Source organism: Pseudomonas sp. GM18, from assembly GCF_000282195.1.
Classification (GTDB): Bacteria; Pseudomonadota; Gammaproteobacteria; order Pseudomonadales; family Pseudomonadaceae; genus Aquipseudomonas.
On record NZ_AKJT01000082.1, the window covers coordinates 1 to 23,850 of the forward strand.

The 23,850-nt window shown below is 56.8% G+C and carries 20 protein-coding genes; 12 read left to right on the forward strand and 8 right to left on the reverse strand.

Features of this window, described 5'->3' with window-relative positions; all coding sequences use genetic code 11:
• A partial coding sequence (locus tag PMI21_RS07770; protein WP_007940272.1) for a hypothetical protein occupies positions 1-585 on the forward strand: 585 nt, incomplete at its 5' end.
• 292 nt (positions 586-877) lie between these two features.
• Here PMI21_RS07770 and PMI21_RS07765 read toward each other — a convergent pair.
• From PMI21_RS07765 to PMI21_RS07750, 4 genes are all read right to left on the reverse strand, one after another.
• On the reverse strand, positions 878-1,597 hold the full coding sequence (locus PMI21_RS07765; RefSeq protein ID WP_007940273.1) for a response regulator transcription factor: 720 nt from the start codon (positions 1,595-1,597) through the stop codon (positions 878-880).
• A 471-nt stretch (positions 1,598-2,068) separates the two neighbouring features.
• On the reverse strand, positions 2,069-3,448 hold the full coding sequence (locus tag PMI21_RS07760) for a TolC family outer membrane protein (RefSeq protein ID WP_007940274.1): 1,380 nt from the start codon (positions 3,446-3,448) through the stop codon (positions 2,069-2,071).
• Between the two features lie 2 nt (positions 3,449-3,450).
• Positions 3,451-4,764, reverse strand: coding sequence for an HlyD family type I secretion periplasmic adaptor subunit (locus tag PMI21_RS07755; protein WP_033064153.1), 1,314 nt, complete (start codon positions 4,762-4,764; stop codon positions 3,451-3,453).
• Positions 4,742-6,523, reverse strand: coding sequence for a type I secretion system permease/ATPase (locus PMI21_RS07750; RefSeq protein WP_007940276.1), 1,782 nt, complete (start codon positions 6,521-6,523; stop codon positions 4,742-4,744). Before PMI21_RS07750 ends, PMI21_RS07755 begins: the two co-directional genes overlap by 23 nt.
• Positions 6,524-6,733: 210 nt before the next feature.
• Between PMI21_RS07750 and PMI21_RS07745 the strand changes: the two genes are divergently transcribed.
• Positions 6,734-7,408 (forward strand): class I SAM-dependent methyltransferase, encoded by a 675-nt coding sequence (locus PMI21_RS07745; RefSeq protein WP_007940279.1) that lies wholly within the window; start codon positions 6,734-6,736, stop codon positions 7,406-7,408.
• Between the two features lie 577 nt (positions 7,409-7,985).
• On the forward strand, positions 7,986-9,026 hold the full coding sequence (locus PMI21_RS07740) for an ABC transporter substrate-binding protein (RefSeq protein ID WP_007940281.1): 1,041 nt from the start codon (positions 7,986-7,988) through the stop codon (positions 9,024-9,026).
• A gap of 161 nt (positions 9,027-9,187) precedes the next feature.
• On the opposite strand, the gene iolG is transcribed toward PMI21_RS07740, so the two are convergent.
• Together iolG and PMI21_RS07730 are read right to left on the reverse strand one after the other, a co-directional pair.
• The gene (gene iolG, locus PMI21_RS07735; RefSeq protein WP_007940282.1) at positions 9,188-10,192 is read right to left on the reverse strand and encodes an inositol 2-dehydrogenase; all 1,005 of its coding nucleotides are present in this window, start codon (positions 10,190-10,192) and stop codon (positions 9,188-9,190) included.
• Positions 10,193-10,255: 63 nt separating this feature from the next.
• Positions 10,256-11,281 (reverse strand): LacI family DNA-binding transcriptional regulator, encoded by a 1,026-nt coding sequence (locus tag PMI21_RS07730; protein ID WP_007940283.1) that lies wholly within the window; start codon positions 11,279-11,281, stop codon positions 10,256-10,258.
• 135 nt (positions 11,282-11,416) lie between these two features.
• Between PMI21_RS07730 and PMI21_RS07725 the strand changes: the two genes are divergently transcribed.
• From PMI21_RS07725 to PMI21_RS07715, 3 genes are all read left to right on the forward strand, one after another.
• On the forward strand, positions 11,417-12,283 hold the full coding sequence (locus PMI21_RS07725; RefSeq protein ID WP_007940284.1) for an SDR family oxidoreductase: 867 nt from the start codon (positions 11,417-11,419) through the stop codon (positions 12,281-12,283).
• The gene (locus PMI21_RS07720) at positions 12,280-13,452 is read left to right on the forward strand and encodes a phytanoyl-CoA dioxygenase family protein (protein WP_007940285.1); all 1,173 of its coding nucleotides are present in this window, start codon (positions 12,280-12,282) and stop codon (positions 13,450-13,452) included. Before PMI21_RS07725 ends, PMI21_RS07720 begins: the two co-directional genes overlap by 4 nt.
• Before the next feature lie 72 nt (positions 13,453-13,524).
• Positions 13,525-14,448 (forward strand): substrate-binding domain-containing protein, encoded by a 924-nt coding sequence (locus tag PMI21_RS07715; RefSeq protein WP_007940287.1) that lies wholly within the window; start codon positions 13,525-13,527, stop codon positions 14,446-14,448.
• Positions 14,449-14,511: 63 nt separating this feature from the next.
• On the opposite strand, the gene PMI21_RS07710 is transcribed toward PMI21_RS07715, so the two are convergent.
• On the reverse strand, positions 14,512-15,384 hold the full coding sequence (locus PMI21_RS07710) for a DNA/RNA non-specific endonuclease (protein WP_007940289.1): 873 nt from the start codon (positions 15,382-15,384) through the stop codon (positions 14,512-14,514).
• Positions 15,385-15,787: 403 nt separating this feature from the next.
• On the opposite strand from PMI21_RS07710, the gene PMI21_RS07705 reads away from it, so the two are divergent.
• The gene (locus PMI21_RS07705) at positions 15,788-16,408 is read left to right on the forward strand and encodes a glutathione S-transferase family protein (RefSeq protein ID WP_007940291.1); all 621 of its coding nucleotides are present in this window, start codon (positions 15,788-15,790) and stop codon (positions 16,406-16,408) included.
• A 117-nt stretch (positions 16,409-16,525) separates the two neighbouring features.
• Here PMI21_RS07705 and PMI21_RS07700 read toward each other — a convergent pair whose 3' ends face one another.
• Positions 16,526-17,122, reverse strand: coding sequence for a TetR/AcrR family transcriptional regulator (locus tag PMI21_RS07700; RefSeq protein WP_007940293.1), 597 nt, complete (start codon positions 17,120-17,122; stop codon positions 16,526-16,528).
• 534 nt (positions 17,123-17,656) lie between these two features.
• Here PMI21_RS07700 and PMI21_RS07695 point away from each other — a divergent pair.
• The 5 genes from PMI21_RS07695 to PMI21_RS07675 all read left to right on the forward strand — a co-directional run bounded on the left by PMI21_RS07695 (position 17,657) and on the right by PMI21_RS07675 (position 23,843).
• Complete coding sequence (locus tag PMI21_RS07695) at positions 17,657-18,670, forward strand: SDR family oxidoreductase (RefSeq protein ID WP_007940295.1); 1,014 nt, start codon at positions 17,657-17,659, stop codon at positions 18,668-18,670.
• 80 nt (positions 18,671-18,750) lie between these two features.
• Complete coding sequence (locus PMI21_RS07690) at positions 18,751-20,271, forward strand: class I adenylate-forming enzyme family protein (RefSeq protein WP_007940297.1); 1,521 nt, start codon at positions 18,751-18,753, stop codon at positions 20,269-20,271.
• Positions 20,261-20,872, forward strand: coding sequence for an HAD-IB family hydrolase (locus tag PMI21_RS07685; RefSeq protein WP_007940298.1), 612 nt, complete (start codon positions 20,261-20,263; stop codon positions 20,870-20,872). The genes PMI21_RS07690 and PMI21_RS07685 overlap by 11 nt, the downstream gene beginning before the upstream one ends.
• 66 nt (positions 20,873-20,938) lie before the next feature.
• Complete coding sequence (locus PMI21_RS07680; protein WP_177318300.1) at positions 20,939-22,639, forward strand: FAD-dependent monooxygenase; 1,701 nt, start codon at positions 20,939-20,941, stop codon at positions 22,637-22,639.
• Positions 22,640-22,757: 118 nt separating this feature from the next.
• Positions 22,758-23,843 carry an acyl carrier protein gene (locus tag PMI21_RS07675; RefSeq protein WP_007940300.1) on the forward strand — a complete coding sequence of 362 codons (1,086 nt, stop codon included), beginning with the start codon at positions 22,758-22,760 and terminating at the stop codon, positions 23,841-23,843.
• The last annotated feature ends 7 nt before the right edge of the window (positions 23,844-23,850 follow it).

Consider the following 23,850-nt stretch of genomic DNA (forward strand, 5'->3'; position numbering starts at 1 on the left):
GCCATCGACAATCCCGCGACTCCGGGGATTGAGGGTGCGACGCTCAGTTCCAGCCTGACAGCTTTCGGCGGCGACACGACTGAGGGCAATAACGAACCCATCAAGATCGTCAACATCGGCTTTGTGTCCACGGCGACACCGGACGCCCACCTGACCTTCGATGTGGCGCTGACGGATGCCGACAGTGACGTAACGGCCACGCAAACCCTGGACGTGACGATCGTTGGCGACAACCGCGTGACGGCCTCAACGGGGGTGAACACGTTCGTGATCGCCGATACCGACGTCGACGGGCTGCTCTCCGTGGGCATGACTGTCATCGATGGCGGCTTTGCCACCGGTACTGACAAGCTCGACTTCACTGCGGCGGGTACGGGGACGAACTTCACCGAAGTGCCGGCACCGGCCGCCAACCTGGCGGCATTCACAGCCGCCGCCGATATCGCGCTGGACGGCACGACGAAATACTACTTCGGCGTCGTTGGAGGCGACGGCTACCTGGCATTTGATGCCGACGGCAATGGCATTACCACCATCATCGAGTTGGTCGGAGTGACCCACATCGCAAGCACTGACATTGTCTGAACATCACTGAGGGCAAACGGCCTGGCTCCCACAAGGGGCCAGGCCGTTTTCATTTGGGTCGCTTCGTTCCTGAGCCAACCAGACCAGACGAGCTTCCCGGGTTCAAGGGGTGCGAAGCCTTTGACACCAGGCACGCCAACGCCGCAAACAGCCTCTGACGCTGCTGTACAGCAAAACGATGGGGCAGGGTGTTTTGGGTCGGATAGAAGCTATTACCGCAATTGCCGGGCGTACAAGAACACGTTTGTCCCCTGCCCTATGATTGCGTGCGCCGCACATTGGCCCGCACCCGTCAGTCCGATTGCGCCCAAGTGGATTCGGGCGGTTCTTCGTTGTTGTTGGTGAGCCCGTGCTTCTGCGCGTACATCAGCAAGTCGATGCGATTGACGAGATGAAGCTTCTGATAAATGTTGCTGAGGTGGTTGTGCACGGTGTGCTCGCTGATGCCCAGGCGCCCGGCGATGCACATGTATTTGGCGGACGGATCCCCCACGATGGCGCGAATCAGTTCCCTCTCGCGCAGTGTCAGCTGCGCCTGTTTCGCCTGCTCCGAATTGCGTTTCAAGGGCATATGCCCGGTCGCGGCATAGCCGGAAAGCCCAACGGCCCAGGATCGATTCTGTCCGATGTCGCGATGGTGGACCTGGATGATGGCCCGGATGATCGATTCCGTCGTGTCTTCCGCCAGCACGATGCCGCGCGCACCCGCTTCTATCGCCTGGGCAACGGGGACAGTTTCGTACAGGCCCTTGAGCACCAGTACTTTCATTTCGGCGTTGCAGGCGAGTCCCGTGATGACCGCCAGCGGGTTCAGCGCATCCGGAAAGAAACTGAAAAAAATGACATCGGGATGCAACCGATCGGCAAGGTCCAGCGCATTGGTATAGGTGGTAGCCTGACCGCTCACTTCCATCTGAGGCTTTCGGGCATTGATCACATCTTGAAGACCCATGAGCACGAGGGGACGACAATCGATCAGCATCACACGTATTGGATTTCTTTGGGCCGTCATTACTTTCCTGACTCCCTTGAAAATGAACTATGGCCTTACACCCGCTGGCCTTTCTGGATCAGCAGCTCGCCGGGCAACGCCATCGAAACAACATAAATAGGAATAATCATCAAAGGCTTGCGCATGACGATGTGCTACTACTAGCCGCTCAACTGAGTCTAGGCCAGCACAGCGCGCTGCCGGCCCCCCCATCCACCAGTCGTCGACTCAAGCCTTATACGGATAGCCAGAACGACACTTAAAATGGCCAAATAACCCTTTATAATCAACTAACTACGTTAAATATGGGCGACTCGAAACCAAAGTCTGAACCCGACCAAATCGTCAATTAACCGACGAATGGTGTACAACCAAGTACAACAGTAATAATGGCGTCAATTTATCGGCGAAACCTGTCGAGCACGCATTGAAAAACCAGCCTGGCAACGTCCAGTCAGGCCGGGGATACAATGTCGGTGCTGTCTGGCGGGATCAGGGGGATGTGAGGCTTTGGCGGGAGCTGCCCGGGCTCAACCAGGCATTAACGTTTTCGACACCCTCGACAGGCGGTTTTCCCGCCCAGCGATTGAGCGTGAAGACATTGGTGACGAAGTCGTATTGCGTCTTGAGCAGATCTCGACGAGCCCGGAATTCGTTGCGTACGCTGGTCAGTACATCGACGGCATTGACCATTCCGTAACTGAGTCCTTTCTCTGCCGCCACTCTGGATAGCTGTGCCGAGGCCAGGGCATGCCGGCTCGCACTGATTTTTTCTGCGCTCGAGTTGGCAGTCAGGTAAGCGGTGGTGATCTCCTTGACCACTTGGCGCTGGACCGATTCCAGTTGCTGCTCTGCCACAATCTGATCCTGGTAGAGCCCACGCACCCGCGCCGAGGTTGAGCCGCCGCTGTATAGCGGCACTTGCACGCCAATACCGGCGACATAACTGTCGGTGCGCGGCGCCAGGGAGTTGTTGTAGCCCTCGTTGGTCTGCTGCGCGCTCAGCGTAAGGCTCACGGTCGGATAGTGCCCGCCCTTGCCGCTGCGCAACGCAGCGCCTGCTGCTTCGACACCGCTTTGGTTGGCCTTGAGCGCCGGGTTTTGCTCTATACCCTCGCGGACCCACGACTCAAGACTCTGCGCCGACACCTGTAGCTGCACGTCATCGCGAATCCGGTTGAGCTTCTCCTTGACCGGCCGGCCGACGATCTCCGCCAGTGCCTCGCGAGTGATACTGGCCTGGTTCCGGGCATCCAATTCCTGCGCCGCCAGCAAATCCACCCGGGCCTTGAGGTCGAGCTGATCGGTAATCATCGCCAGCTGCTTTTCGTACAACGCATTGACTCTGTCCAGACTCTTTTGCGTGGTTTGACGCTCTGCCTTCACCAACTCCAGTTCATCCTCGGCCGCCAACGCGGCGAAGTAACGCTGCGCCAATTCCACAGTGGCTTCGGCTTGGGTTTCCAGCGCTTCCGATTCGGATTGCTTGGCCAGGCTTTTGAATTTTTGGTAGTTCTCCCACGCGGCCTTGTTGTAGAGGTACTGACGCAGCACCAGGCTGTAGATTTCGCTATCGTAACTGCGCTGCACCAGGTCGTTCTCCTGATGAATCCGATTCTGCCCGGCGTTGAGCGATATCTGTGGCAACAGCGAGCCCAGGGCCTCGCGCTGATGTTCCTGACCCGCTTTCGCTCGCGCATAGGAGGCCAATACCTTCGGATCTTCCAGCCGGGCTTCGCGATATAACTGCATGAGGTCGGTGGAATACGTCGAGGCACTGACCCCGGTCGGCTTTGCTTCAGTGGTTTGTGCCAGAACGGTACCCGCTGCAAACATGAACGCCCCGCCCAGCAGAACTGTCGACGCTCGCATGATCATTCCTCGATCATTGATTGAGACATGACATCGCGGGCCGGTTGCATCAAGTAATGCAACAGCGTGCGTTCCCCGGTGATGATCAACACGTCCGCCGGCATCCCCGGCAATAACTTGCGCTCACCCAAGGTACGCGCACCGGCTTCGGTTACCCGAACCCGCGCCAGGTAATAGCCCGCACCGGTCTTTTCGTTGGTCAGCCGGTCAGCCGATACGCTGCTGACCTCGCCCTCGATCACCGGAGTGGTCGAGCTTTTGAACGCGCCGAAACGAATATCGGCACGCTTGCCGATGGCGATGCGGTCGATATCGACCGGTGCCACCTGGGCCTCTATGACCAGTTCGGAAACCGATGGAACAATGTCCAGCAGCGGCGTCGCCGGGCGCACGACGCCACCAATCGTATGCACCGTCATGCCAATCACCATACCCGCCTCGGGTGCGCGGATGATGATATGGCTGAGCCGGTCCTCCAAGGCGGAAGCTCTCTCTTGCAGGTCGTAGATTTTGGTCTGAACCTCGGCCAATTGTTTGGCGACGTCGGCATTAAAATCTTTATCGACTTGTAGAATCTGCAGCTGTGTTTCGTTGATCTGCAGGCGAGTCCTGGTGATGGTCGAACGGTGGTCGGCCAATTCGGACTTGACCATTTCAAGCTTGCGCTGCTGCTCTAGCAGACGTTGTTTGTCGACGAATCCTTGCGACAACATGTCGGTCAATTCAACTATTTCACCGCTGTAGGATTTATTCAGTTGACCCTTGACACCGATCATCGCCTCCAGCCCCTTGATCTGTTGATTCAACTGACCAATACGCTCTTGCAGCACCGCTATCTGGCCCAGCCGTGACCCCCGTCGTGCATTGAATACCTGGGTCTCGCCCTGGCGGGCTTCGGCACCTCGCAGACTGTCGGGATCGGTCATGACGCCAAAGCCAATCACCGGCAGATTGTCCCGCTCAGCCTTGAGTCTTGCCTCCATGGCTCTGGCGGCAATGAGCTGGCCTCGGGTCATTTCGTATTCGGCTCGCAGCTGGGCATCATCGAGAACTATCAGCGGATCGTCTTGCTTGACGATGTCACCGTCATGGACCAGCACCTCTTTGACGATGCCACCTTCGAGGTGTTGTACCGTTTTCCGGTAAGCCTGCACGGTGACCACGCCAGGCGCGTAAGCCGCGCCATCGAGCGGTGCGATCGCCGCCCAGGTGCCGAACACCCCGAAGGTCATCAATACAATGCCAAAACCCAGGCGACGGATCTTTCGATCAGATACCGCCAGGTCAGCGAAGTTATCCATTTGACGACTGAGCATCGTACGGTTCATCGGCATCGCCCTTGCGAGTAGCAACCGACGCCACGCTTGCGCCTGCTTGCGTGGCGTGCCTTTGCGCCTGCTGCGTATTGAGTTCGGCTAGCACTTGCTCGCGTGGCCCAAAGTGACTGATGGTGCCACCGATCATCACCATCAGCCGGTCAAGTTGGGACACGATGTTGGTTCGGTGGGTAATCACAAAAAGGGTTGCCCCTGTCAGCTTGAGCTGCTGGATGGCCGCCGCCAAGGCGCGATCACCGACTTCGTCGAGATTGGAGTTGGGCTCGTCGAGGATGATCAGCCGCGGGTTGCCATACAGGGCGCGGGCCAGGCCTATGCGTTGGCGCTGCCCTCCCGACAGCATGACGCCATCGCTGCCAATGACGGTGTCATAGCCATTGGGCAGCAGCAGAATCATTTCGTGAACGCCGGCAGTCTTGGCCGCCAGAATGACTTTCTCGGAATCGACCTCGGCGAAGCGGGCAATGTTCTCGCTGATGCTGCCTTCGAATAACTCAATGTCCTGAGGCAAGTAACCTATATACGGCCCAAGTTCATGTTTGTCCCACGCACAGATGTCCGCGCCATCGAGCCGGACCACTCCATGCTGCGGCGCCCATACCCCCATCAATGCCCTGGCCAGGGTGGACTTGCCCGCTGCACTTGGACCGACGATTCCGACTACAGAGCCGGCAGGTACGTTGAAACTTATGTTGTTGATGATCGGGGTTTTCGAGCCAGGTGCCGCGACGACTAAACTCTCCACCTGCACGTGCCCCTTGGGCGCAGGCAATGGCATACGCTCGGGCTGAGCCTGTTGTTTGTCGAGGATGTCGTTGAGACGGCGGTACTGCGAGCGGGCTGCAATAAAGCCCTTCCAGCTGCCGATGATCAGATCGATGGGGGCCAGGGCGCGCCCCAGCAGCACGGACCCGGCAAACACCATGCCTGCCCCCACCTGGTGGTCCACGGTCAGGTACGCCCCCAGACCAAGGATCAGCGATTGCACCAGGATCCGGATGGACCTGGAAAGCGAACTGATGATGCCACCTCTATCGCTCGCCCCGGACTGCAGCAACAGGACATTTCTCTGGCGATGCCCCCAACGGTCCATAAGGGTTTCAAGCATGCCCATGGACTCGATGACTTCAGCGTTGCGCAGATTTTTCGTGGTGTGGAGCGTCGCGCCAATATGTTCCTTGTTAGCCTGGGCAAGTGTCGGCCCCGTCAACCTCTCATTGAGAAACGCGAGCAATAACAACAACAACGCACTGCCCACCGCTACCCAGCCATACCAGGGATGGAACATGAACATCACAGCGACATAGATAGGCAACCAGGGCGCATCGAAAAAGGCGAACAGTCCATTACCGGAGAGAAACTGTCTCAAGCCCGTCAAGTCGTTGAGCGGCTGGGCCGAGGCATCCATGCCGCCACTTTCCAGCGCCCGTTTGAAACTGGCCTTATAGACCTGGCGACCCAGCAACACATCCAGCCGGGTACTGACCCGAACCATGATGCGCGAACGGACCCATTCCAGCGCGCCGAGCGTAACCACCAGCCCGGTCATGATCAGCGTCAACATGGCCAGGGTGGTCAGACTTCCGCTGGTTACCACTCGTCCATACACCTGAAGCATATAGAAGGTAGGAACGAGCATCAGCGCGTTGATGAAAAAGCTGAAAAAGCCAACAGAAACAAAGCTGTCTCTACAAGCTTTCAACGCTATTTTCAGACTGTTTTCAGGTGTGTTTCGCATGGAAACCCCTGCTCGGAAAGTCATACCTTGAGGAGCTTAGATCATGCCGAACGACTGTGCGCAGCCGTTGGCCAGATCGCTTCAGGCAACGAGTTTTATCCTCGGGTTGGCAGTCATCTCGACCGGACGCAGGTAAAGCGTCACCGACAAGGCCCGCTCCACCGCCACGTGTCCTATCCTTCCCTCCAACCCATCACTGCGGACATCGACATGCCCACCCTCGAATCCACCCTCCTCCAGAGCTGGCACCACAACGCTCAATCCTGGATCGAGGCCATCCGCAGCGGCTCCATCGAAAGCCGCCGCAAGGTCACCGACCAGGCAATTCTGCTGGCGATACTGGGCCGCCAACCCGAGTGTGTGCTCGACCTGGGTTGCGGCGAGGGCTGGCTGTTGCGCGCGCTGGCTGAACGGGCCATCAACGCGGTCGGTGTGGATGGCGATGCGACGCTGGTCTACGCGGCGCGGGCGGCGGGCTCTTCGCGGGTGCATTTGGCGAGCTATGAAGAGTTGGCGCAGGCGAAGGTGGACATCGGCAGCGACTACGACCTGATCTGCGCCAACTTCGCCCTGCTGCACCAGGACATCATCCCCCTGCTCGCCGCCATGAACGCCCTGCTCGCCCCTGGCGGCGCGCTGGTGATCCAGACGCTGCATCCGTGGACCGCAGCGGCGGGCGACTATCAGGACGGTTGGCGGGAAGAGACCTTCGCCGGGTTCAAGGGGCAGTGGCAACCCATGCCGTGGTACTCGCGCACCTTGTCCAGTTGGCTCAATGCACTGGACATGGCCGGTTTTCGACTGTCCGGCCTGCAGGAGCCGCAGCACCCACAAAGTCCGGTGCCGCAGTCGTTGCTGTTGGTGGCTGAGCAAACGTCCGCATGATCGCCTGCCGCGCCCACTGCTGAAGCAATGTTATTCACTTAAGCAATTTCAGCCGCGACGCATTCCTTGTAGCAGCTGTCGAGCTTGCGAGGCTGCGTTCGGCGGTAGCAGCTGTCGAGCTTGCGAGACTGCGTTCGGCTGCGCAGCAGTCGAGCTTGCGAGACTGCGTTCGGCTGCGCAGCAGTCGTGAGTCCGGCTACCGTGGTGTATCTGACGCACCGCATTGTCTTGTTTGACGACTGCTGCGCAGCCGAACGCAGCCTCGCAAGCTCGACAGCTGCTACGGCCGAACGCAGGCTTCGACAGCTGCTACAGATCGCATTACGGCTTAAGTGAACAGCATTGCACTGCTGAAGAGCTTTTTTATAGCTCCCAAGCATATTTTTAATAATTTTCCTCTTCCGATTGATGCCGCACTATCAAACCGCACTGAGCATCTCTGGTCCGGCTTTCCCGGATGAAAGCTTTTCTCATAACGATGTCGGCCCCAAGAGCCCGGCACGGTGGAACCCTATCGGCCTCTGGCCAGCACTGCCCGGCTTTACACCATTCTAAAAACCAGCTGTGGGAGCGTTCCATGTCTTTATCCTTACGTACCTGTGTTCCTTTTTCCCTGGCCCTGTTGTGCACCGGCGTGTTCGCCGAGCCCCAGGCCCTGACCGTCATTTCGTTCGGCGGCGCCACCAAGCAGGCCCAGGACAAGGCCTATTTCCAGCCCTTCAATGCAAGCGGTGCGGGACGCATCGTGGCGGGCGAATACAATGGCGAACTGTCGAAGATCAAAGCCATGGTCGATGTGGGCCATGCCACTTGGGATGTGGTCGAGGTCGAGAGCCCGGAACTGTTGCGTGGCTGTGATGCCGGCTTGTTCGAGCGGCTGGACAAGGCCAGTTTTGGTGACCAGGCCCAGTTCGTGCCGGGGACCTTGACCGAGTGTGGTGTGGCCACCTACGTCTGGTCGATGGTCATGGCCTTCAACCAGGACAAGCTGACCAAGGCCCCGACTTCCTGGGCGGACTTCTGGAACGTCACCGACTTTCCGGGCAAGCGCGGCCTGCGCAAAGGCGCCAAGTACACGCTGGAAATCGCTCTGCTGGCCGATGGCGTCAAGCCAGACCAGCTCTACAAAGTGCTGGGCACCCCCGAGGGCGTGAACCGTGCCTTTGCCAAGCTCGACAAGATCAAGTCAAACATCCAGTGGTGGGAGGCCGGAGCCCAACCGGCGCAGTGGTTGATCGCCGGTGACGTGGTGATGAGCGCCGCCTACAACGGCCGTATCGCCTCGGCGCAGAAAGAGGGCATGAACCTGAGCATCGTCTGGCCACAGAGCCTGTACGACCCGGAATACTGGGCCGTGGTCAAAGGTTCGCCGAACAAGGCACTGGCCGAGCGTTTCATCGCGTTTGCCAGCCAGCCGCAAGCCCAGAAGGTTTTCTCGGAAAACATCCCTTACGGCCCAGTCCACCGCCAGGCCCTGGCGCTGCTGCCAGAGCAAGTACGCCAGCAATTGCCGACGGCCGAAGCCAACCTGGCCAAGGCCCAGTCGGTAGATGCGGAGTTCTGGGTGGACCATGGCGAGGAGTTGGAAGAGCACTTCAATGCCTGGGCGGCGCGCTAGTGTTTAATTGGCGGCATTGTCACAGGTGTCGCCAATCGCCCATGCGAACAACAGAAATCGAAGACCAATGCCGCGCAACGAACAGCATGGCATTGCTGTCTACGGTGCTCATGGCTCATCGACCACCGCAGATGCAGTGACTGCTTGGTATTGAAGCACTATCAGCCGCCGTAGCTAACCCTCACCGTCCGCCCGGTTTTTACCGATTCCAGCGCACAATCCGCCAGGTGCAGGGCATACAGCCCATCCCGTGCACTGGTGGGTAACGGCGTATCGTTGCTCAGCGCCAGGATGAAGTGATCCAGTTCATTGCGATAAGCGTCGGTGTAACGCTCCAGAAAGAAATTCAGCAAAGGCTCGCGGGCTTCGGTCTGGCTGGCACTCCAGTGCCGCAAGGTGCTTGGGCGATGGTTGTCGTTTAGCAAAACCCCGGTAGCGCCCGAGACTTCCACCCGTTGATCGTAGCCATATACCGCCTCGCGGCAGCAGTTGATATGGCATTGCTTACCTGAAGCGGTGCGCAACAACACCATGACGCTGTCGTAATCATCGATCTGTTCCAGCCCCGGATCGACCAGGCGACTGGCGATGGCGCTGACTTCGGTCGGCTCTTCCCCCAACAGACTGCGTGCGGTGTCGAAGTCGTGAATGGTCATGTCCCTCAGGATGCCCCCGGAATGGGCCAGGTATTCGCGTGGCGCCAAGCCCGGATCACGGCTGGTGATGATCACCTGGCGCACCTCACCGATTTGCCCGGCGGCGATCGCCTTGCGCAGTTGCAGCATGTCAGGATCGAAACGCCGATTGAACCCCAGCATGACTTTACCCTTGAGACGCTCGACCTCATTGACCGCGTGCTGCGCCTTGTCGATATCCAGATCAATGGGTTTTTCGCACAGCACAGCCTTGCCATTGGCCACGGCCCGCAGCATCAAATCGATATGGGTGTCGGTGGACGTGCCGATCACCACGGCGTCGATATCATCACGGGCCAGCACCGCCGCGCAGTCGTAGGCGGCTTCGCAGCCCAGTTGCGTGCACAACGCATCGACCCCTTCGCGCCACGGGTCAGCGACCAGTACCAGGGTGGCCAGAGGGTTGGCGGCGACGTTGGCCGCGTGGATCTTGCTGATGCGCCCGGCACCGAGAACAGCGATACGTAACATGGACGAACTCCTTGGCATTATTGTTAGAGGCGTTTGAGTGTTGCGTGAGGCGAAAAGCTTGATTCAATGAGGCAAATTGAAGGGGGTGACGATCTGTACCTGGGAAGATGCAATCGGTCCGGTTTTCCATAACCGGTGAAATTGCAGGATGTGCAGGAACACATGCCGGGCATCGATATTGAGGTTGTGATCGATGATCGCGGCGATCTTTTCTTCGGTCAGTAACTGGCGATTTTCTTCGTCCAGGTCGTGACCGATAAACACCGCAAGCGGCCGCCCAAGTGCAGCAAACGCATCGACAATCGCTCGGTTGCCGCCACCCACGCTGTACACCGCTTTCAACGTCGGATGAGTTTTCAGTTCCTGGGTCACGCGCTCGAAGGTCGGCTCATAGACGCCATATCCCCCACTGATGTCGAGCACCCGAAGATGGGGAGCACGCCCACGCAACCACATGCGAAAACCCATTTCGCGCTCTTCTTCACCACGAAAAAGCTCGCTGCCGATGACCACCGCGACCTCCTGCGGAGCCGGGTCGAGCCAGCGTGACAGCAGATACGCCGCGGTTTGCCCCGCGGTTCGGTTGTCCATGCCGACGTAGGCGATGCGCTCGCTCTGGGGCAAATCGGTGACCAGCGTCACCACCGGAATACCGGCAGCCGTCAGTTTATTTACCGCGAGGTTGATCTGCGGTTCATCAGCAGCCTTGAGCACCACACCCTGACTGCCCTTCTCGGCGCAACGCAGGATCACATCGTGCATTTGCTGCGGGGCGATGTCCTCGAACAGATGAAAACGCGGAGAAATCCGGAATGGCGCCATGCTGCCCAATTGCGCGGTCATGGCTTCTTGTACGGCATTACTGAAGCGTTGCGGGGTGTGCATGATCACGTCGACATGAAAGGTACGCCCGACCGCAAGCCCGTTTTTTTCCTGGGCTTCGAGTTCATCCAGCGCCTGCTCGATGCGCCGGTTGGTCTGGTAATGAACACTGCCGCGCTGGTGCAGAACGCGGTCTACGGTGGCTTTGCTGACGCCTGCCTGGGTGGCTATTTGCTTGATGGAGAAGTGTTTGGCACGGCTGAGCATGGTTATCCGGACGCCTTGATATTGAGGTATTTATGAGGTCTTTTCGGGCATTCATGAGGTTATTGCAATGCTAGTCTCTGTTTCGCGAGGTGTATAGCCCCACCCGAAAACAACAAAAACCCGCAGGAGAACCCCATGTCTGAAGCTGATCTTTCAACCTCCTTCACCGGCCAGTTTTTTGTCGTGACCGGCAGCACCCAAGGCCTCGGTGCCGCTGTAGCACACACCCTCGCGCGCCGTGGCGCGGCAGGCTTGATCATTTGCGGACGCAGTCGCGGCAAGGGTGAGGATCAGGTACGGCAACTGGCCCGACTCGACTGCCAGGCATTTTTCGTCGAAGCCGACATGGAACGAGTCGAGGACTGTCGCGCGGTGATCGATGCGGCTCGCCAGCACTTCGGCACCTTGCACGGCCTGGTCAACTGCGCCGGGATGTCGGACCGCGGCACCATTCTCGACACCTCGCCAGAGCTGTTCGACCGGATCTTCGCGGTCAATGTCCGGGCACCGTTCTTCCTGATTCAGGAAGCAATCAAGCTGATGATCAGCCAGGGCGTGGAAGGCTCCATCGTCAATATCCAGAGCGTCACCGGCCATGGTGGGCAGTCGTTCCTCGCCGCCTATGCTGCGTCCAAGGGCGCATTGGGCATCCTGACCAGGAACGTCGCGTTCAGCGCCTTGCGCAATCGGATTCGGGTCAATGGCCTGAACATCGGCTGGATGGACACGCCTCACGAAGATGAAATCCAGCGTCAGTATCACGGGGCACAAGATGGCTGGCTCGCCATCAAGGAACAGGCGCAGCCTTTCGGCCGCTTGCTCAAGCCTCAGGAAGTCGCCCAAAGCGTGGCGTTCCTGCTTTCGCGGGAGTCGGGAATGATGACCGGCACTCTGATCGACCTGGAACAAGGCGTCATCGGCTGCGGTGACGGCCCGACCCCGCGCCCGGATGCACCGCTGACGCTGGATGATTCGGGTGTAAACACGGGGGGTCGCTCATGAGTCATATGAAACCGACGCCGCTCTCCTTCGTGCGGGCCGAAGCGGTCGCGTTGTGTGACTTTGCCGCTCTGTGCGAGCAGAAAGTCGACCCACTCGACTACCCCCACTGCGCCGAGGTCCTGCGCAATGTGCTGATTTATGAGGCAAGCACTTTGCACGAAGCCTTGCGGGGCGACCCGACGGCACTGATGAACGAATTGCATCAGCTGTTCCGCCATGGGCCTGGCGTGGTGGTGATTCGCCGGGCCTACAGCGACCCTGCCGTGGTGGATCGGCATAGCCAGGTATTCGAAGCGATTTTTGCCCACGAAGCGCAGCAAGGTATTGCCGCCGATCATTTCGCCAAAGCCGGGACCAACGGACGCATCTGGAACTCGCTGCAGAAGGCGGCGGTGCAATCACCCGAGTCCTTTATCGAGTATTACGCCAATCCGTTGATCGGCCTGCTGGCCAAGTCCTGGCTGGGGCCGCACTTTCAAACCACCGCTCAGGTCAACGTCGTGCATCCGGGCGGTCAGGCGCAGCAACCCCACCGCGATTACCACCTGGGCTTTCAGACGGTGGACGAGGTCGAGCGCTTTCCGTTGCCGCTGCATGTGCTGTCGCAATACTTGACCTTACAGGGGGCGATAGCTCATTCCGACATGCCGCTGGAAACCGGGCCGACGCTGCTGTTGCCGTTCTCCCAACAGTACGACCTGGGTTATCTGGCGTGGCGTCGAGCAGAATTCATCGAGTACTTCGACCGGCACGCGGTGCAACTGCCACTGAGCAAGGGCGACATGCTGTTTTTCAATCCGGCGCTGTTTCATGCGGCGGGCACCAACCGCACCGCTGATCGGCAGCGCATGGCCAACCTGCTGCAAATCTCGTCGGCATTCGGCAAGCCGATGGAAACCCTGGACCGGGATCGCATGATGCTGGCGCTCTACCCCACCCTGCTCAAGCGCCTGGAACAAGGTGAGTTGGATGCCCAGGGGCTGGAGGCGGTGATAGCAACGGCAGCTGACGGTTATTCCTTCCCGACCAATCTCGATACCGATCCACCCTTGCGGGGCCTGGCACCGCAGACCGGACAGCAACTGATGCTGGAGGCACTGACCCGGCGCCAGCCTTACGAAACATTTGTTGAGCAAGTCAGACTGATGCGCAGCAAACGCCAGGCCTGATATTCGGGCCTGACGGCATCCCGGTCATGTTCCAGCGGTTTTCCAAAACAACAACAAAACAGGACTGAAACCATGAAGAAAAGACTTTTTGCCTTGCTCTTTACCACCGTGTTCACCCCCCTGGCATTGGCCGACATACGCATCGGCGTCAGCATCGCTCAGGTCGATGATGTGTTCCTGGCGCAAATGCGCGAATACATGGCTGCCCATGCCAAGGAACTGCCAGGGGTGAGCCTGCAATTCGAGGATGCCCAAGGTGATGTGGTTCGCCAGTTGAATCAAGTGCAAAACTTCACCGGCCAAGGGGTCGACGCCATTATCGTCAACCCGGTGGATACCGCCGCCACCCAAAAAATCACCGCCGACGCCACCAAGGCCGCCATTCCGCTGGTGTACGTCAACCGCCGCCCCGATCAGGCAAAACTACCCACGGGCATAGGCTATGTGGGCTCCGATGAGATCAAGGCTGGTGAGATGCAAATGCAGTACCTGGCCGACAAAATGGGTGGCAAGGGCAATCTGGCGATCATGCTCGGCTTACTGTCCAACAACGCGACCCACAACCGCACCCGAGGCGTGAAAGAAGTGCTGAAAAAGTACCCGGACATTCATGTGGTCGAAGAGCAAACCGCTGAATGGCAACGCAGCAAGGCCATGGACTTGATGAACAACTGGATCGTGTCCGGCAAGAAAATCGATGCGGTGGCAGCCAATGCCGATGAAATGGCCATTGGTGCGGCGATGGCCATCGCCCAGGCCGGGATGACACCGGGCAAGGACATTCTGATTGGCGGCAGCGATGGCGGGCGGGCGGGACTGGAAGCCATCAAAAAAGACGAATTGATCGTCACGGTGTATCAGGACAACAAAGGCCAGGCCGTTGGCTCCATCGACCTGGCCCTGAAGATGATCAAGAAAGAGCCCTACATCGCTGAGGTGACCATTCCTTACCAACTGATCACCAAGGCCAACTTCGAGAAATTCTTGAACCCTTGACGACGCACTCTCTGTAGCAGCTGTCGAGCCTGCGTTCGCCCCGGCTCGGCAGCTGCTACGTATTCAAGAGCGCCCCACGGAACCTGTGACCGGTAGATTCCCCAGCAAGTTGAGCCCGGTGCTCTTCACGAAAGCGTCATAGTCCATCGGTCTCTCGATACGGGTTTCAGCGTTGGGCAGTACGTAAGCCCAGGCACGCTTGGACGATGCGTCGTAAACCAGCTTGAACAGGCGGGTCGGCACCCAGACCTTGTTGTCGCCGACGGTGGCGTGGCCTGAGTCAAAGAGCGGGCCGGTAAAGACAAAAACATTGCCATCGGCTCGCTTGGCAAACTTCCTGACATCGGACTCGACCTTACTCCAGATCTTCCGGTTGTTGGTTGGGTCTTGCGGCACCATGTTCGACAGCGCAAAGGATTGGGCCATCGCATTGGGGTTCGGTGCATCGGCTGCCGGGGATTGATGGCCACGGTCCACGGCAGGATGTTGGCTACGGTAGTCGCTCAACTCTGCCCGCCCACTCTTGGGGATGCGTGGGTCCGGGTAGAACTGGTTGGTGCGCTCCTCCCCTTTGGCATCTTGCAGCTGGGCGGCATTAAGGCGCTCGACCACGACCAGCGGCGTCTTGCTGGTTTGCGAGTACAGCACCGCGAAGTTGTCGGAGCACAGGGCCAAGGGTTTCATTGTGGCAGGCACAGTGGCCACGTTGATCGGCTTCGCGGCCGGAAACAGATCCGCGCAGCCGTCAAACGATGCCTGTTTCTGTTTGTTTGAATAGAGTTCCAGGGCCGCGTTCTGGCTGATCGAGCCCGAGTGGGACGCTTGTTCCTGATGGTGGCTGGGGGGCTTGATGAGATCCAGCAGACTGCGGGCTTGTGCCCCGGTCGAGAGCAAAACAAGGGCCGACAGCCCAACTGCAATTTTGCGTAGGTGCATGCTTTAAATCTTCGAATTGGATTGAGGGGTAAACGTACGGCGAGTCCCGACTCACGGAACCAGGTGGAGGTTGCTGATTATATTGCGGTGAGCATGCTTTCACTGTCCTTGATCAAAATGCCGATGCGGATCCGGTCGGCTCCGAGCAGTACGACCACTGACGGTCGCGCGGGGTTTATTGACCACCACAAGTCACATTAGTGCTGAGCAGAGTTTACATTCTACTTGCCCATGCTCCTGACATCTCTGGCGCCTCAATCGGTGGGTCACTTCGTGCGCGCAAACCGGCAAGCGTTCGAGGGGTGATCACGATGGGTGTATGCACCTGGTCTTGAAAACATGCGCATACGCCGCTTTTCACTTAGCATCCAATGATCATCCATTCATTTCCAGGGAGTGCCTGATGAACCCAAAAATAGAGCTGTATGGCGCTCCTACCGGCAACAGTCTGAGGGCTGCAATAGCCTTGGAGGAAGCAGGTATCCCCTACACCGCACGAAGACTGAATTTGCAAGCGAATGAGCAACGCGACTTGTCTTACCTGGCGATTAATCCGGCAGGAAAAGTCCCAACCCTGGTCGACCATACATCAACACCCGCGCTGGTCATTAACCAATCGAACGCAATCATTCAGTTCGCTGATGCAAAAGCTCCGGGTCGACTCGCACCAGCGCATAGTGGACCAAAACGCAACCGGGTATTTGATCGTTACTTCTTTTTCGTAACGGACGTAATCGGGCCCAGTCACGCCGCATTTTTCCTGCGCCAGGCAGGATTTAATGATGCGGCCGCAGTCATTGATCTGCGCGTCATTGAACAACTTGTCTATGCAGAAAGGTTTCTTACCGACGACTTTATGGCCGGAGATCAGTTCTCCATGGCGGACATCTCTGCTTTCACCATTGCGGCCTCATTTCGTGACCGGCTGGATTGGGCAGTGCTTTCACACTTATCACGCTGGTTCGACGCGATCGAAGCCAGGCCCGCAGTACAGCGAGGATTGAAAGCGTTCCAGAATCGCTGAGCGCTACTGCGCAGACCTTATTATGTGCGCTAAAGATGTGCATGGCAGCTCGCATCCTGCCCGAGGTCTGAGCCCCGGACATGCGAATATCGTATGGATCACAAGAATGGCAGTGTTCTATAAGGGCTCTGCTGTCTGGATAAGCGAGTTCAACACCAGTTTTATTTCAGAAGCCGGATCTTCATGTCCTTGCAGTATCAAACCTTCCGACAAAGCGGTGAAGGTTCTTGCAAGAGCGGCATACGCCAAAGGAGGCTTCTTGCCTGCATGATTAAATATAATGGTAATCAACTTGCCCAAGGCTTCGCTATTTTCCTGATGCAGATCGTAGTAATGCTTTGAGAACTCTTCATCGCGCAAGGCGATCAGTTGCAACTCGGCATCAAGAATCGCGCAACTGGTATTATTTTTAAGCGTGTCAATATAGGCATTCAACCCATGGGTCAGTTCTTCCGATGAATACCCTGAAGTCAGGGTAACACTCAATCGATCGATCTCAACCCTCTTGAATCTCTGAGTCAACTGCAGAAGCAAGTCTGACTTACTTGTAAAGTTTGAAAAAAAGGCCCCCTTCGAAAAGCCGGCCTCCTCGGAAATAGAATTGACACTGGTGGCGTGAAAACCTTTTCTCACCATAAGGCCAGTGGCGGTGTCGAATAACTTGTCTCGTGTTACTTGCTGACTTTCTTCTCGACCCAATCTCTTTTTAATCACGCCTTCGGCTCCTTTGGCCAAACAAAAAAATCTATTTGTAACTGGATACAACAGATCTGCCACTCGCTGCGCAAAATCTGTTTTAACTATCATATCTTATACTAAGCCTTCTTAATCACTTTGCGTTTAAACTTTTAAGGAGTGCCATGTAAATGCCATGTATTGGGCCCAGCACATTCAGGCGACTTGGTATCCAGCCTGACACGTGCCCCTGCTGAATCGAGTCAGCAAGGGTGTCTTGTGGCTCCCCCAGAAGGCAAGCGACGAACGGTGAAAATGTGTTGCGATGACCTTGATCCGCTCGATTCAGGTGAATGCCGACTGTCGACAACGCTCTAAACCGCGGTTTTTTTCGTGTTTCAGGTCGGGTTCAAGGGCGTCGACCTTGAGGCGACTGTTAAATACCGCTTGATTTCCAGATACCGAATGGTTTTTACTTGCCGCCGTTGATGCCCCCCCGCCAGATCAAAGCATCGAGCCCGGTGACATCAATCTCAATGCAGCAGCAGGTTACCCCACAGGAGCTGGATTTTAATGGAATATGCCTTTGTTACAGGCGCTACAGGCCTGCTCGGCAATAATGTCGTTCACGCGCTTTTAAAACGAAATATCAAAGTAAAAGCGCTGGTCCGCTCCGTCGAAAAAGCCAAGAAGCAGTTCGGCAATCTGCCTGTCGAATTTGTCGAAGGCGACATGCTCAATGTCGATGCCTTCAGCCATGCCCTGCAAGGCTGTGATGCCTTGTTTCATACGGCCGCCTATTTCCGCGATAGTTACAAAGGCGGAAAGCACTGGCAGAAACTGTATGACACCAATGTCACCGGAACCGAGCGCCTATTGCAGGCTGCTTATGCCGCTGGCATTCGTCGTGCAGTCCATACTTCATCCATTGCCGTGTTGAAGGGCAACAAAGATCAAGTGATCGATGAAACAATGTCTCGCAGTGAATCAGAGGCTGACGATTATTACTTGAGTAAAATAATGTCAGAACAGAAAGTTCAGGAATTTCTGTTGCGGCACCCGGACATGTTCATCGCCATGGTATTGCCTGGCTGGATGTTTGGCCCTGGGGACATCGGCCCGACCTCATCAGGACAGTTCCTGCTCGACTTTGTCGGAAAAAAATTGCCTGGCGTACTGCCTGGAAGTTTTTCCGTTGTCGATGCCAGGGATGTGGCGGAGCACCAACTCGCGGCAATCACACGCGGCAGATCCGGAGAACGCTATTTGGCAGCCGGCAACCACATGGACATGAAAAGCATTTTCCAGGCGCTCTCCAGCGTCAGCGGCGTAAAAGCGCCGGAGCGCAAAGTGCCACTATTCATGCTGCGTATCATTGCCTTGATATATGAAGGCTACTACCGAATTACGAAAAAGCCGGTGCTCATCAGTACCTCCACTGTCAAACTCATGGAGCAAGAGCAAGGGCGCACCCATTTCAGCCACAACAAAAGCCTAAAGGAATTGGAGTGCAAGTTCCGCCCCGTGACTGAAACATTGACCGATACCCTGGATTGGTATCGGAAAAATAACTACATTGATGCTTAATTGAAACAATTTATATATAGCCTGCCTCTGTAGTACTTTTTTGTCTAACCATAAATTCAAGGATTGAGAGAGGTTGGTAAATGAAAAACCTTTCATCTAAAGAAGGTTTTCTGCATCGGTTCGTCGGTTTCTCAGAGTCTTTCCCCGAGCACATTGCTATCAGGAATCTGGACGCGGAAGAAGATACCGTCACTTACCGTGAGTTGCGAATAAAGGCTGAAGAGTGCAACGGCACCCTCAAAGCATTAGATGTATTGCCGGGCGACAAAGTAGCGCTTGTTCTACCCAATGGGGTGGAGTTCATCGCTTACTATTTGGCGATCATCGGGCGCGGTGCGGTTCCGGTCATTCTCAACTACAAACTGACGCCATTCGAAATGAACAGCGTCATCAGCATCGCCAGACCGACGCTGGTAGTGACCACCGAAACGCTATTCGAGCAGCATAGCGAGACATTTCAGCCTGCCTACGGCGTTCGGCACTCCTTGGTGTTGAACGCCGCAAGCGAGCCGTCATCGCCCCTGCCCGACAACGCAACGGCGGACTCTCGGCTTCCCCGACAGACCGAGCCCTTGTTACTGCCCGAAGGCAATCCGGTTGTCTCGGTACAGTTCACCTATCGGGGTATCGGCAAACCGCTGGCCGTTTCTCACCGCTACCTTGATCTGACGCAATCGAGTGATGGCCTGCATGAGCAGTTTCATCTTCAAGGTGTCGGCTCCGTTCATCTGGTAACGCTGCCGCTGTATGCCATCTTCGGGCTGTCCGTGATGATGGTGTTCCCCTTGAGCGTGGGCGCCACCCTGTTAATGACTAACACCTTGCTCAACAGGGATCTGGCAGAAGTCTTGTCCGAACATAAGGTCACCTTTGCCTGCCTGGTGCCCGACGTCATTCGCTACTTCAATACACGATTGGCCAAACGCAAGGGCGCGCTGTTGCCGTTGCACCCTCACCTGATGATTTATTCGGGTGGCAGTCATCTGCCGGCATCCGAAGCCGAGAAACTGGGCAAGCTACTGGGGTGCAATCCGGTACTGCAAGGCTATGGATTGACCGAGAGCATGCCGGTGATTGTCCAGAGCTCGATTGGCAAGGTCCATCGCGGCGCCATGGGCCAACCGATCAAGGGCGTAGAACTACGGGTCGTCGATGCCGAAGGGCGAGATGTCGCACCTGGACGCATTGGCGAACTGCTGATTCGCGGCTCGATGGTGATTGACGGCTACAACGATGCAGAGGACGCCAATGCCCGGTTCTTCCGTGATGGTTGGCTACACACGGGTGATCTGGTCTGGCGGGACGACGACGGGCATGTGTTCTTCTACTGCCAACGCCTGCGAATCTCGAAGATCAAAGCGCAAATGGTCGACCTGACGGAAATCGAATCCATTGCCCTGAGGCATCCGGACGTGGTGCGCGCGAAAGCTTACATCGTCCCGGACAACAAGGAGGTCAACGTACTGCACCTGTGCGTTGAAGGGAGCGGCGACCTGACCCAGAGCGCTATCTCTACCCTGCTCGCGCGCTACCTCTCGGGCTTCAAGTTGCCCAAAACCATCGAGATCATCTCTCTCAAGGAAGAGATTCATGCAAGCTAATGGCACACAACCGGTACTGGCCGTTTTTGACTTTGACGGCACATTGACCGACAGACATACGTTCTGGCGCTACATGCGTTATATCGTGGGAACCCGATCGTTCTGGCTCAGGATCATTCCCCTGCTGCCCAAAATGCTCAGCGTGATCGTTGGCATCACGCCATTGATGCAAGCCCGACTGGCGTTCATTGCCTGTTATCTGGGCGGTCTGTCCGTTGAGCAAGAGCGCGAACATGCCAAGTATTTCATCAGCGAGCAGCTACCGCTCTGGCTCAGGCCCGAGGCCCTGCGCCGGCTGCAATGGCATCAGTCCATGGGGCATGTCACTGCGCTGGTCAGCAACTCGCCGGAAAACTACCTGATCCCCTGGGGCCAGGCAGCGGGTTTTGACTATGTCTGCGGCACCCGCCTGGCGACTGCGAAGAACAAACTGACCGGAGGAATATCAGGTACCAACTGTGTTGAGAGAGAGAAAGTCACACGGCTCAAAGGCTGTCTGAGCAACCTTGATGACTTTTACATTTATGCCTACGGAGATTCATCCGGTGACGATGCCCTGCTCGGCATTGCCAACTCTCCCTTCTACAGAAACTGGTACTAACCGATGAACACTCTGAGCACTTTGGCCCCCAAGCACTTCAGCCAACCCGGCAACACCCCGACAGTCATGATCGTAGGCGCCGGCCCGATTGGCCTGTCCCTGGCAATCATGCTGAAAAAGTGGGGCGTCTCTTTTCGCATTATTGAAAAGAATGCCGGTCCCTCGACCGCTACCAAAGCGATGGCCATCCATTCCAGAACCCTGGAAATTTTCCGAGATCTGGGAGTTGCCGATCAGGCCATCAGCGACGGGTTCACTATCAACCAGTTTTCGGTGCAGTCGAACGCCAAACGGGTGCTGAACTACAACTTCTCCTACCTGGACGCCACCTATCCCCTGCTCCTCAGCCTGCCACAACCGCAGACAGAGAAGATTCTGCTTGAGCGACTGAACAAGCTGGGAGTAGATGTTGAGTGGAATACCGAGCTGGTCGATATAGAAAACCAGCCGGGCTCAGTACAGATGACGCTTCATCATGCGGACGGCAGTGACGAATCCTTCTCCAGTCGCTGGGTGGTCGCGTGCGACGGTGCTCGCAGCAACATTAGAAAACGTCTTGATATGACTTTCGAAGGATCGTCCTACGACCGCTTCTTCATGCTCGCCGATGCCGATATCGAGTGGTCTGGAAGTAAGGACGAAGGCGCTTTCTTCCTGGGTGCACAAGACGGATATGTCGCGGTCGCGCCGATCAGCGCTCAATCCCGTTATCGACTTTTCATCGAGATGCCCTACAACCTGCCGCCAGAAGGTGAGCGCCCTTCCTTGAGCCTGGAGAACTTTCAGCGGTTGTGCGAAGGACGCGGGCAAAAGATGACGCTGTCCAATATTTCATCGACCACCATCGCCTCTTTCCAACATCGCCGCGTGCAGTCGCTGCAGCAAGGCTCCGTGTTTCTGGTGGGCGACTCGGCTCATATCGGCAGCCCGATCGGTGGCCAATGGATGAACCTGGGGGTTTCCGAGGCCTATAACCTGGCGTGGAAAATGGCCTATGTCGATCAGGGCCTGGCAGATCCATCGTTGCTGGAGAGCTACAACGAAGAGCGCTACCCGGTGGCCCTGGAAGTCGAGAACACGGCACACCGACTGACCGGACTGATCACCGTCAAGCAGCGCGCCCTCGTTTGGCTGCGCGACAATGTTCTGCCTCTGATAAGCAACAGGCGCAAGGTCCAGCGCAAACTGCCGTCGATGATTTCCGGGCATCAGTACCACTACGGCAAGAGTGATTACATCCAGGAATCGCTGACGAAAAAGCAGCGCATGAATTGGGACAAGAAAGGCAAGAAACCTGAATTCCAGACGTCCGTGCCTCGCGCCGGTCAACTGGCTCCCGATGTTGAGTTGTGGCAACTGCAAGGTCTGCCGCCAAAGCGCTTGATCGACTTGTTCCAGGGAACGTTCACGCTGTTGATTTTCAGCGCAGCCGATCAGTTTTCCCCTTTGTTGCCGGGCTATTACTCGCTGGCCGAGTCGGTGGAGAAGGACTACCCGGGCATCAAGGCTTATTGCGTTATTGATGCCCTGAGCAGCGCCGAACTGCCTTCCTGGCACTCGACGTTGCTGGACCCCGATTGGCGCCTGCACAAGCGTTACCATGCCAAAGCGGGCACATTGATGCTGATTCGTCCTGACGGCTACATCGCTTTCCAGGGGGCCGATGCAATAACGCTCTTCACTTATCTGAACGTAAGATCCGGGCTGCTCAAAGGAGCCAGAAAAACAACATCTTCCGAGATCGACGCAGTGGAACTCCAACTTTAAGTCGCTATATGGCTACTGCCAACCTGGTTCATTGATTCACACAAGGCCCAGCCCTGGGCCAAGACTTTTTATTTCTTGTTTATAGAAGATATATACCGACTTTGGTTAGGAGAACCTCATGCGCTTCCAACTCAACGATGTTGTGCAGGAATTCATCGTGTCCAATGGAAAAATAGCCAACAGCTATTTCTCTCTTTCAGAAAAGATCATTGATTCACTGTGCGAATCCAATATCGCAAAAGAATCAATATTGATGCGTTTGCTGGAGCAGGCCGAATCCGTCACTGCGCATTACTTCAATGCTCATCAACAAGTCCTCGAGGGCGTTTATGCCAATGGGATTGAAGCCCCCGTCAATAAAAACCTACCGGTGCTGGAGCCCGTACACTCGAACCCGGTAATACTGGCATCGGCACCTGTTGCTGAACAAACACCTGCACTCAGCTACGGGCAATGGTTGCGCGCCGAAATAAGCTCGGTCACAGGATTCAAAAAGGAACAAATCGACTTCGATCAAAGTTTCGAGAGCCTGGGTATCGACTCTCTCGGGCTGGTCGATATTTTCGAATCCCTGGCCCAGCACTTCCCGGAAAAGAAAGAGCTCACCTCGCAGCTCTTTGATGCCCCCACGCCTACCGCCTTGCTGGCGCGGCTTGAAGCCGATCCGCAGGCGCCTGCCGTGGATATCGAAGCATGGGTACTTGAACAACTGGCAAATATCACCGGCTTTACGGTTGACCAGATCGACCAAAAACAAAGCTATGAAAGCCTGGGCCTGGACTCCCTCGTGCAGTTGGATTTCCTGGAGTCGGTCGTCACATTGTGGCCGCAACTCAAGGCCAACAGCACTGAGCTGGCCAACGCCAAGTATCCGCAGGCAACAATCGCCCTGATTAAAGCCGCCCTGGCCGCCCCCGAGTCGACATCAACCCCCGCTACCGAAGTGCAAGCACCTGGCACAACGGACGCCCAAGGGCAGGCGAGCAACCTGCTTTTCAACTCCCTGTCCCCGCTGATCCCGGACGCACCACAGTCGATCGACGTTGAGACGCCCTTTGCACAACTGGGGCTCAACGGTTTTGCCCGAGAAGCACTCTGCCAATCAATGGCGCAACAGTGCTCTGCCAGCGAGTTTGCCGGTGAAGCGCTGATGTCGCGTCGTACGCCGCAGGACGCCTTGTCGCTTCTGGCAAGACTGAGCTGAAGCACTG

What these genes read in the sequence shown, in the direction of transcription:
- PMI21_RS07765 (WP_007940273.1), bottom strand. Translation starts at nt 1,597, where the DNA reads ATGACGGCCCAAAGAAATCCAATACGTGTGATGCTGATCGATTGTCGT.
- PMI21_RS07760 (WP_007940274.1), bottom strand. Translation starts at nt 3,448, where the DNA reads ATGCGAGCGTCGACAGTTCTGCTGGGCGGGGCGTTCATGTTTGCAGCG.
- PMI21_RS07755 (WP_033064153.1), bottom strand. Translation starts at nt 4,764, where the DNA reads ATGCTCAGTCGTCAAATGGATAACTTCGCTGACCTGGCGGTATCTGAT.
- PMI21_RS07750 (WP_007940276.1), bottom strand. Translation starts at nt 6,523, where the DNA reads ATGCGAAACACACCTGAAAACAGTCTGAAAATAGCGTTGAAAGCTTGT.
- PMI21_RS07745 (WP_007940279.1), top strand. Translation starts at nt 6,734, where the DNA reads ATGCCCACCCTCGAATCCACCCTCCTCCAGAGCTGGCACCACAACGCT.
- PMI21_RS07740 (WP_007940281.1), top strand. Translation starts at nt 7,986, where the DNA reads ATGTCTTTATCCTTACGTACCTGTGTTCCTTTTTCCCTGGCCCTGTTG.
- iolG (WP_007940282.1), bottom strand. Translation starts at nt 10,192, where the DNA reads ATGTTACGTATCGCTGTTCTCGGTGCCGGGCGCATCAGCAAGATCCAC.
- PMI21_RS07730 (WP_007940283.1), bottom strand. Translation starts at nt 11,281, where the DNA reads ATGCTCAGCCGTGCCAAACACTTCTCCATCAAGCAAATAGCCACCCAG.
- PMI21_RS07725 (WP_007940284.1), top strand. Translation starts at nt 11,417, where the DNA reads ATGTCTGAAGCTGATCTTTCAACCTCCTTCACCGGCCAGTTTTTTGTC.
- PMI21_RS07720 (WP_007940285.1), top strand. Translation starts at nt 12,280, where the DNA reads ATGAGTCATATGAAACCGACGCCGCTCTCCTTCGTGCGGGCCGAAGCG.
- PMI21_RS07715 (WP_007940287.1), top strand. Translation starts at nt 13,525, where the DNA reads ATGAAGAAAAGACTTTTTGCCTTGCTCTTTACCACCGTGTTCACCCCC.
- PMI21_RS07710 (WP_007940289.1), bottom strand. Translation starts at nt 15,384, where the DNA reads ATGCACCTACGCAAAATTGCAGTTGGGCTGTCGGCCCTTGTTTTGCTC.
- PMI21_RS07705 (WP_007940291.1), top strand. Translation starts at nt 15,788, where the DNA reads ATGAACCCAAAAATAGAGCTGTATGGCGCTCCTACCGGCAACAGTCTG.
- PMI21_RS07695 (WP_007940295.1), top strand. Translation starts at nt 17,657, where the DNA reads ATGGAATATGCCTTTGTTACAGGCGCTACAGGCCTGCTCGGCAATAAT.
- PMI21_RS07690 (WP_007940297.1), top strand. Translation starts at nt 18,751, where the DNA reads ATGAAAAACCTTTCATCTAAAGAAGGTTTTCTGCATCGGTTCGTCGGT.
- PMI21_RS07685 (WP_007940298.1), top strand. Translation starts at nt 20,261, where the DNA reads ATGCAAGCTAATGGCACACAACCGGTACTGGCCGTTTTTGACTTTGAC.
- PMI21_RS07680 (WP_177318300.1), top strand. Translation starts at nt 20,939, where the DNA reads ATGATCGTAGGCGCCGGCCCGATTGGCCTGTCCCTGGCAATCATGCTG.
- PMI21_RS07675 (WP_007940300.1), top strand. Translation starts at nt 22,758, where the DNA reads ATGCGCTTCCAACTCAACGATGTTGTGCAGGAATTCATCGTGTCCAAT.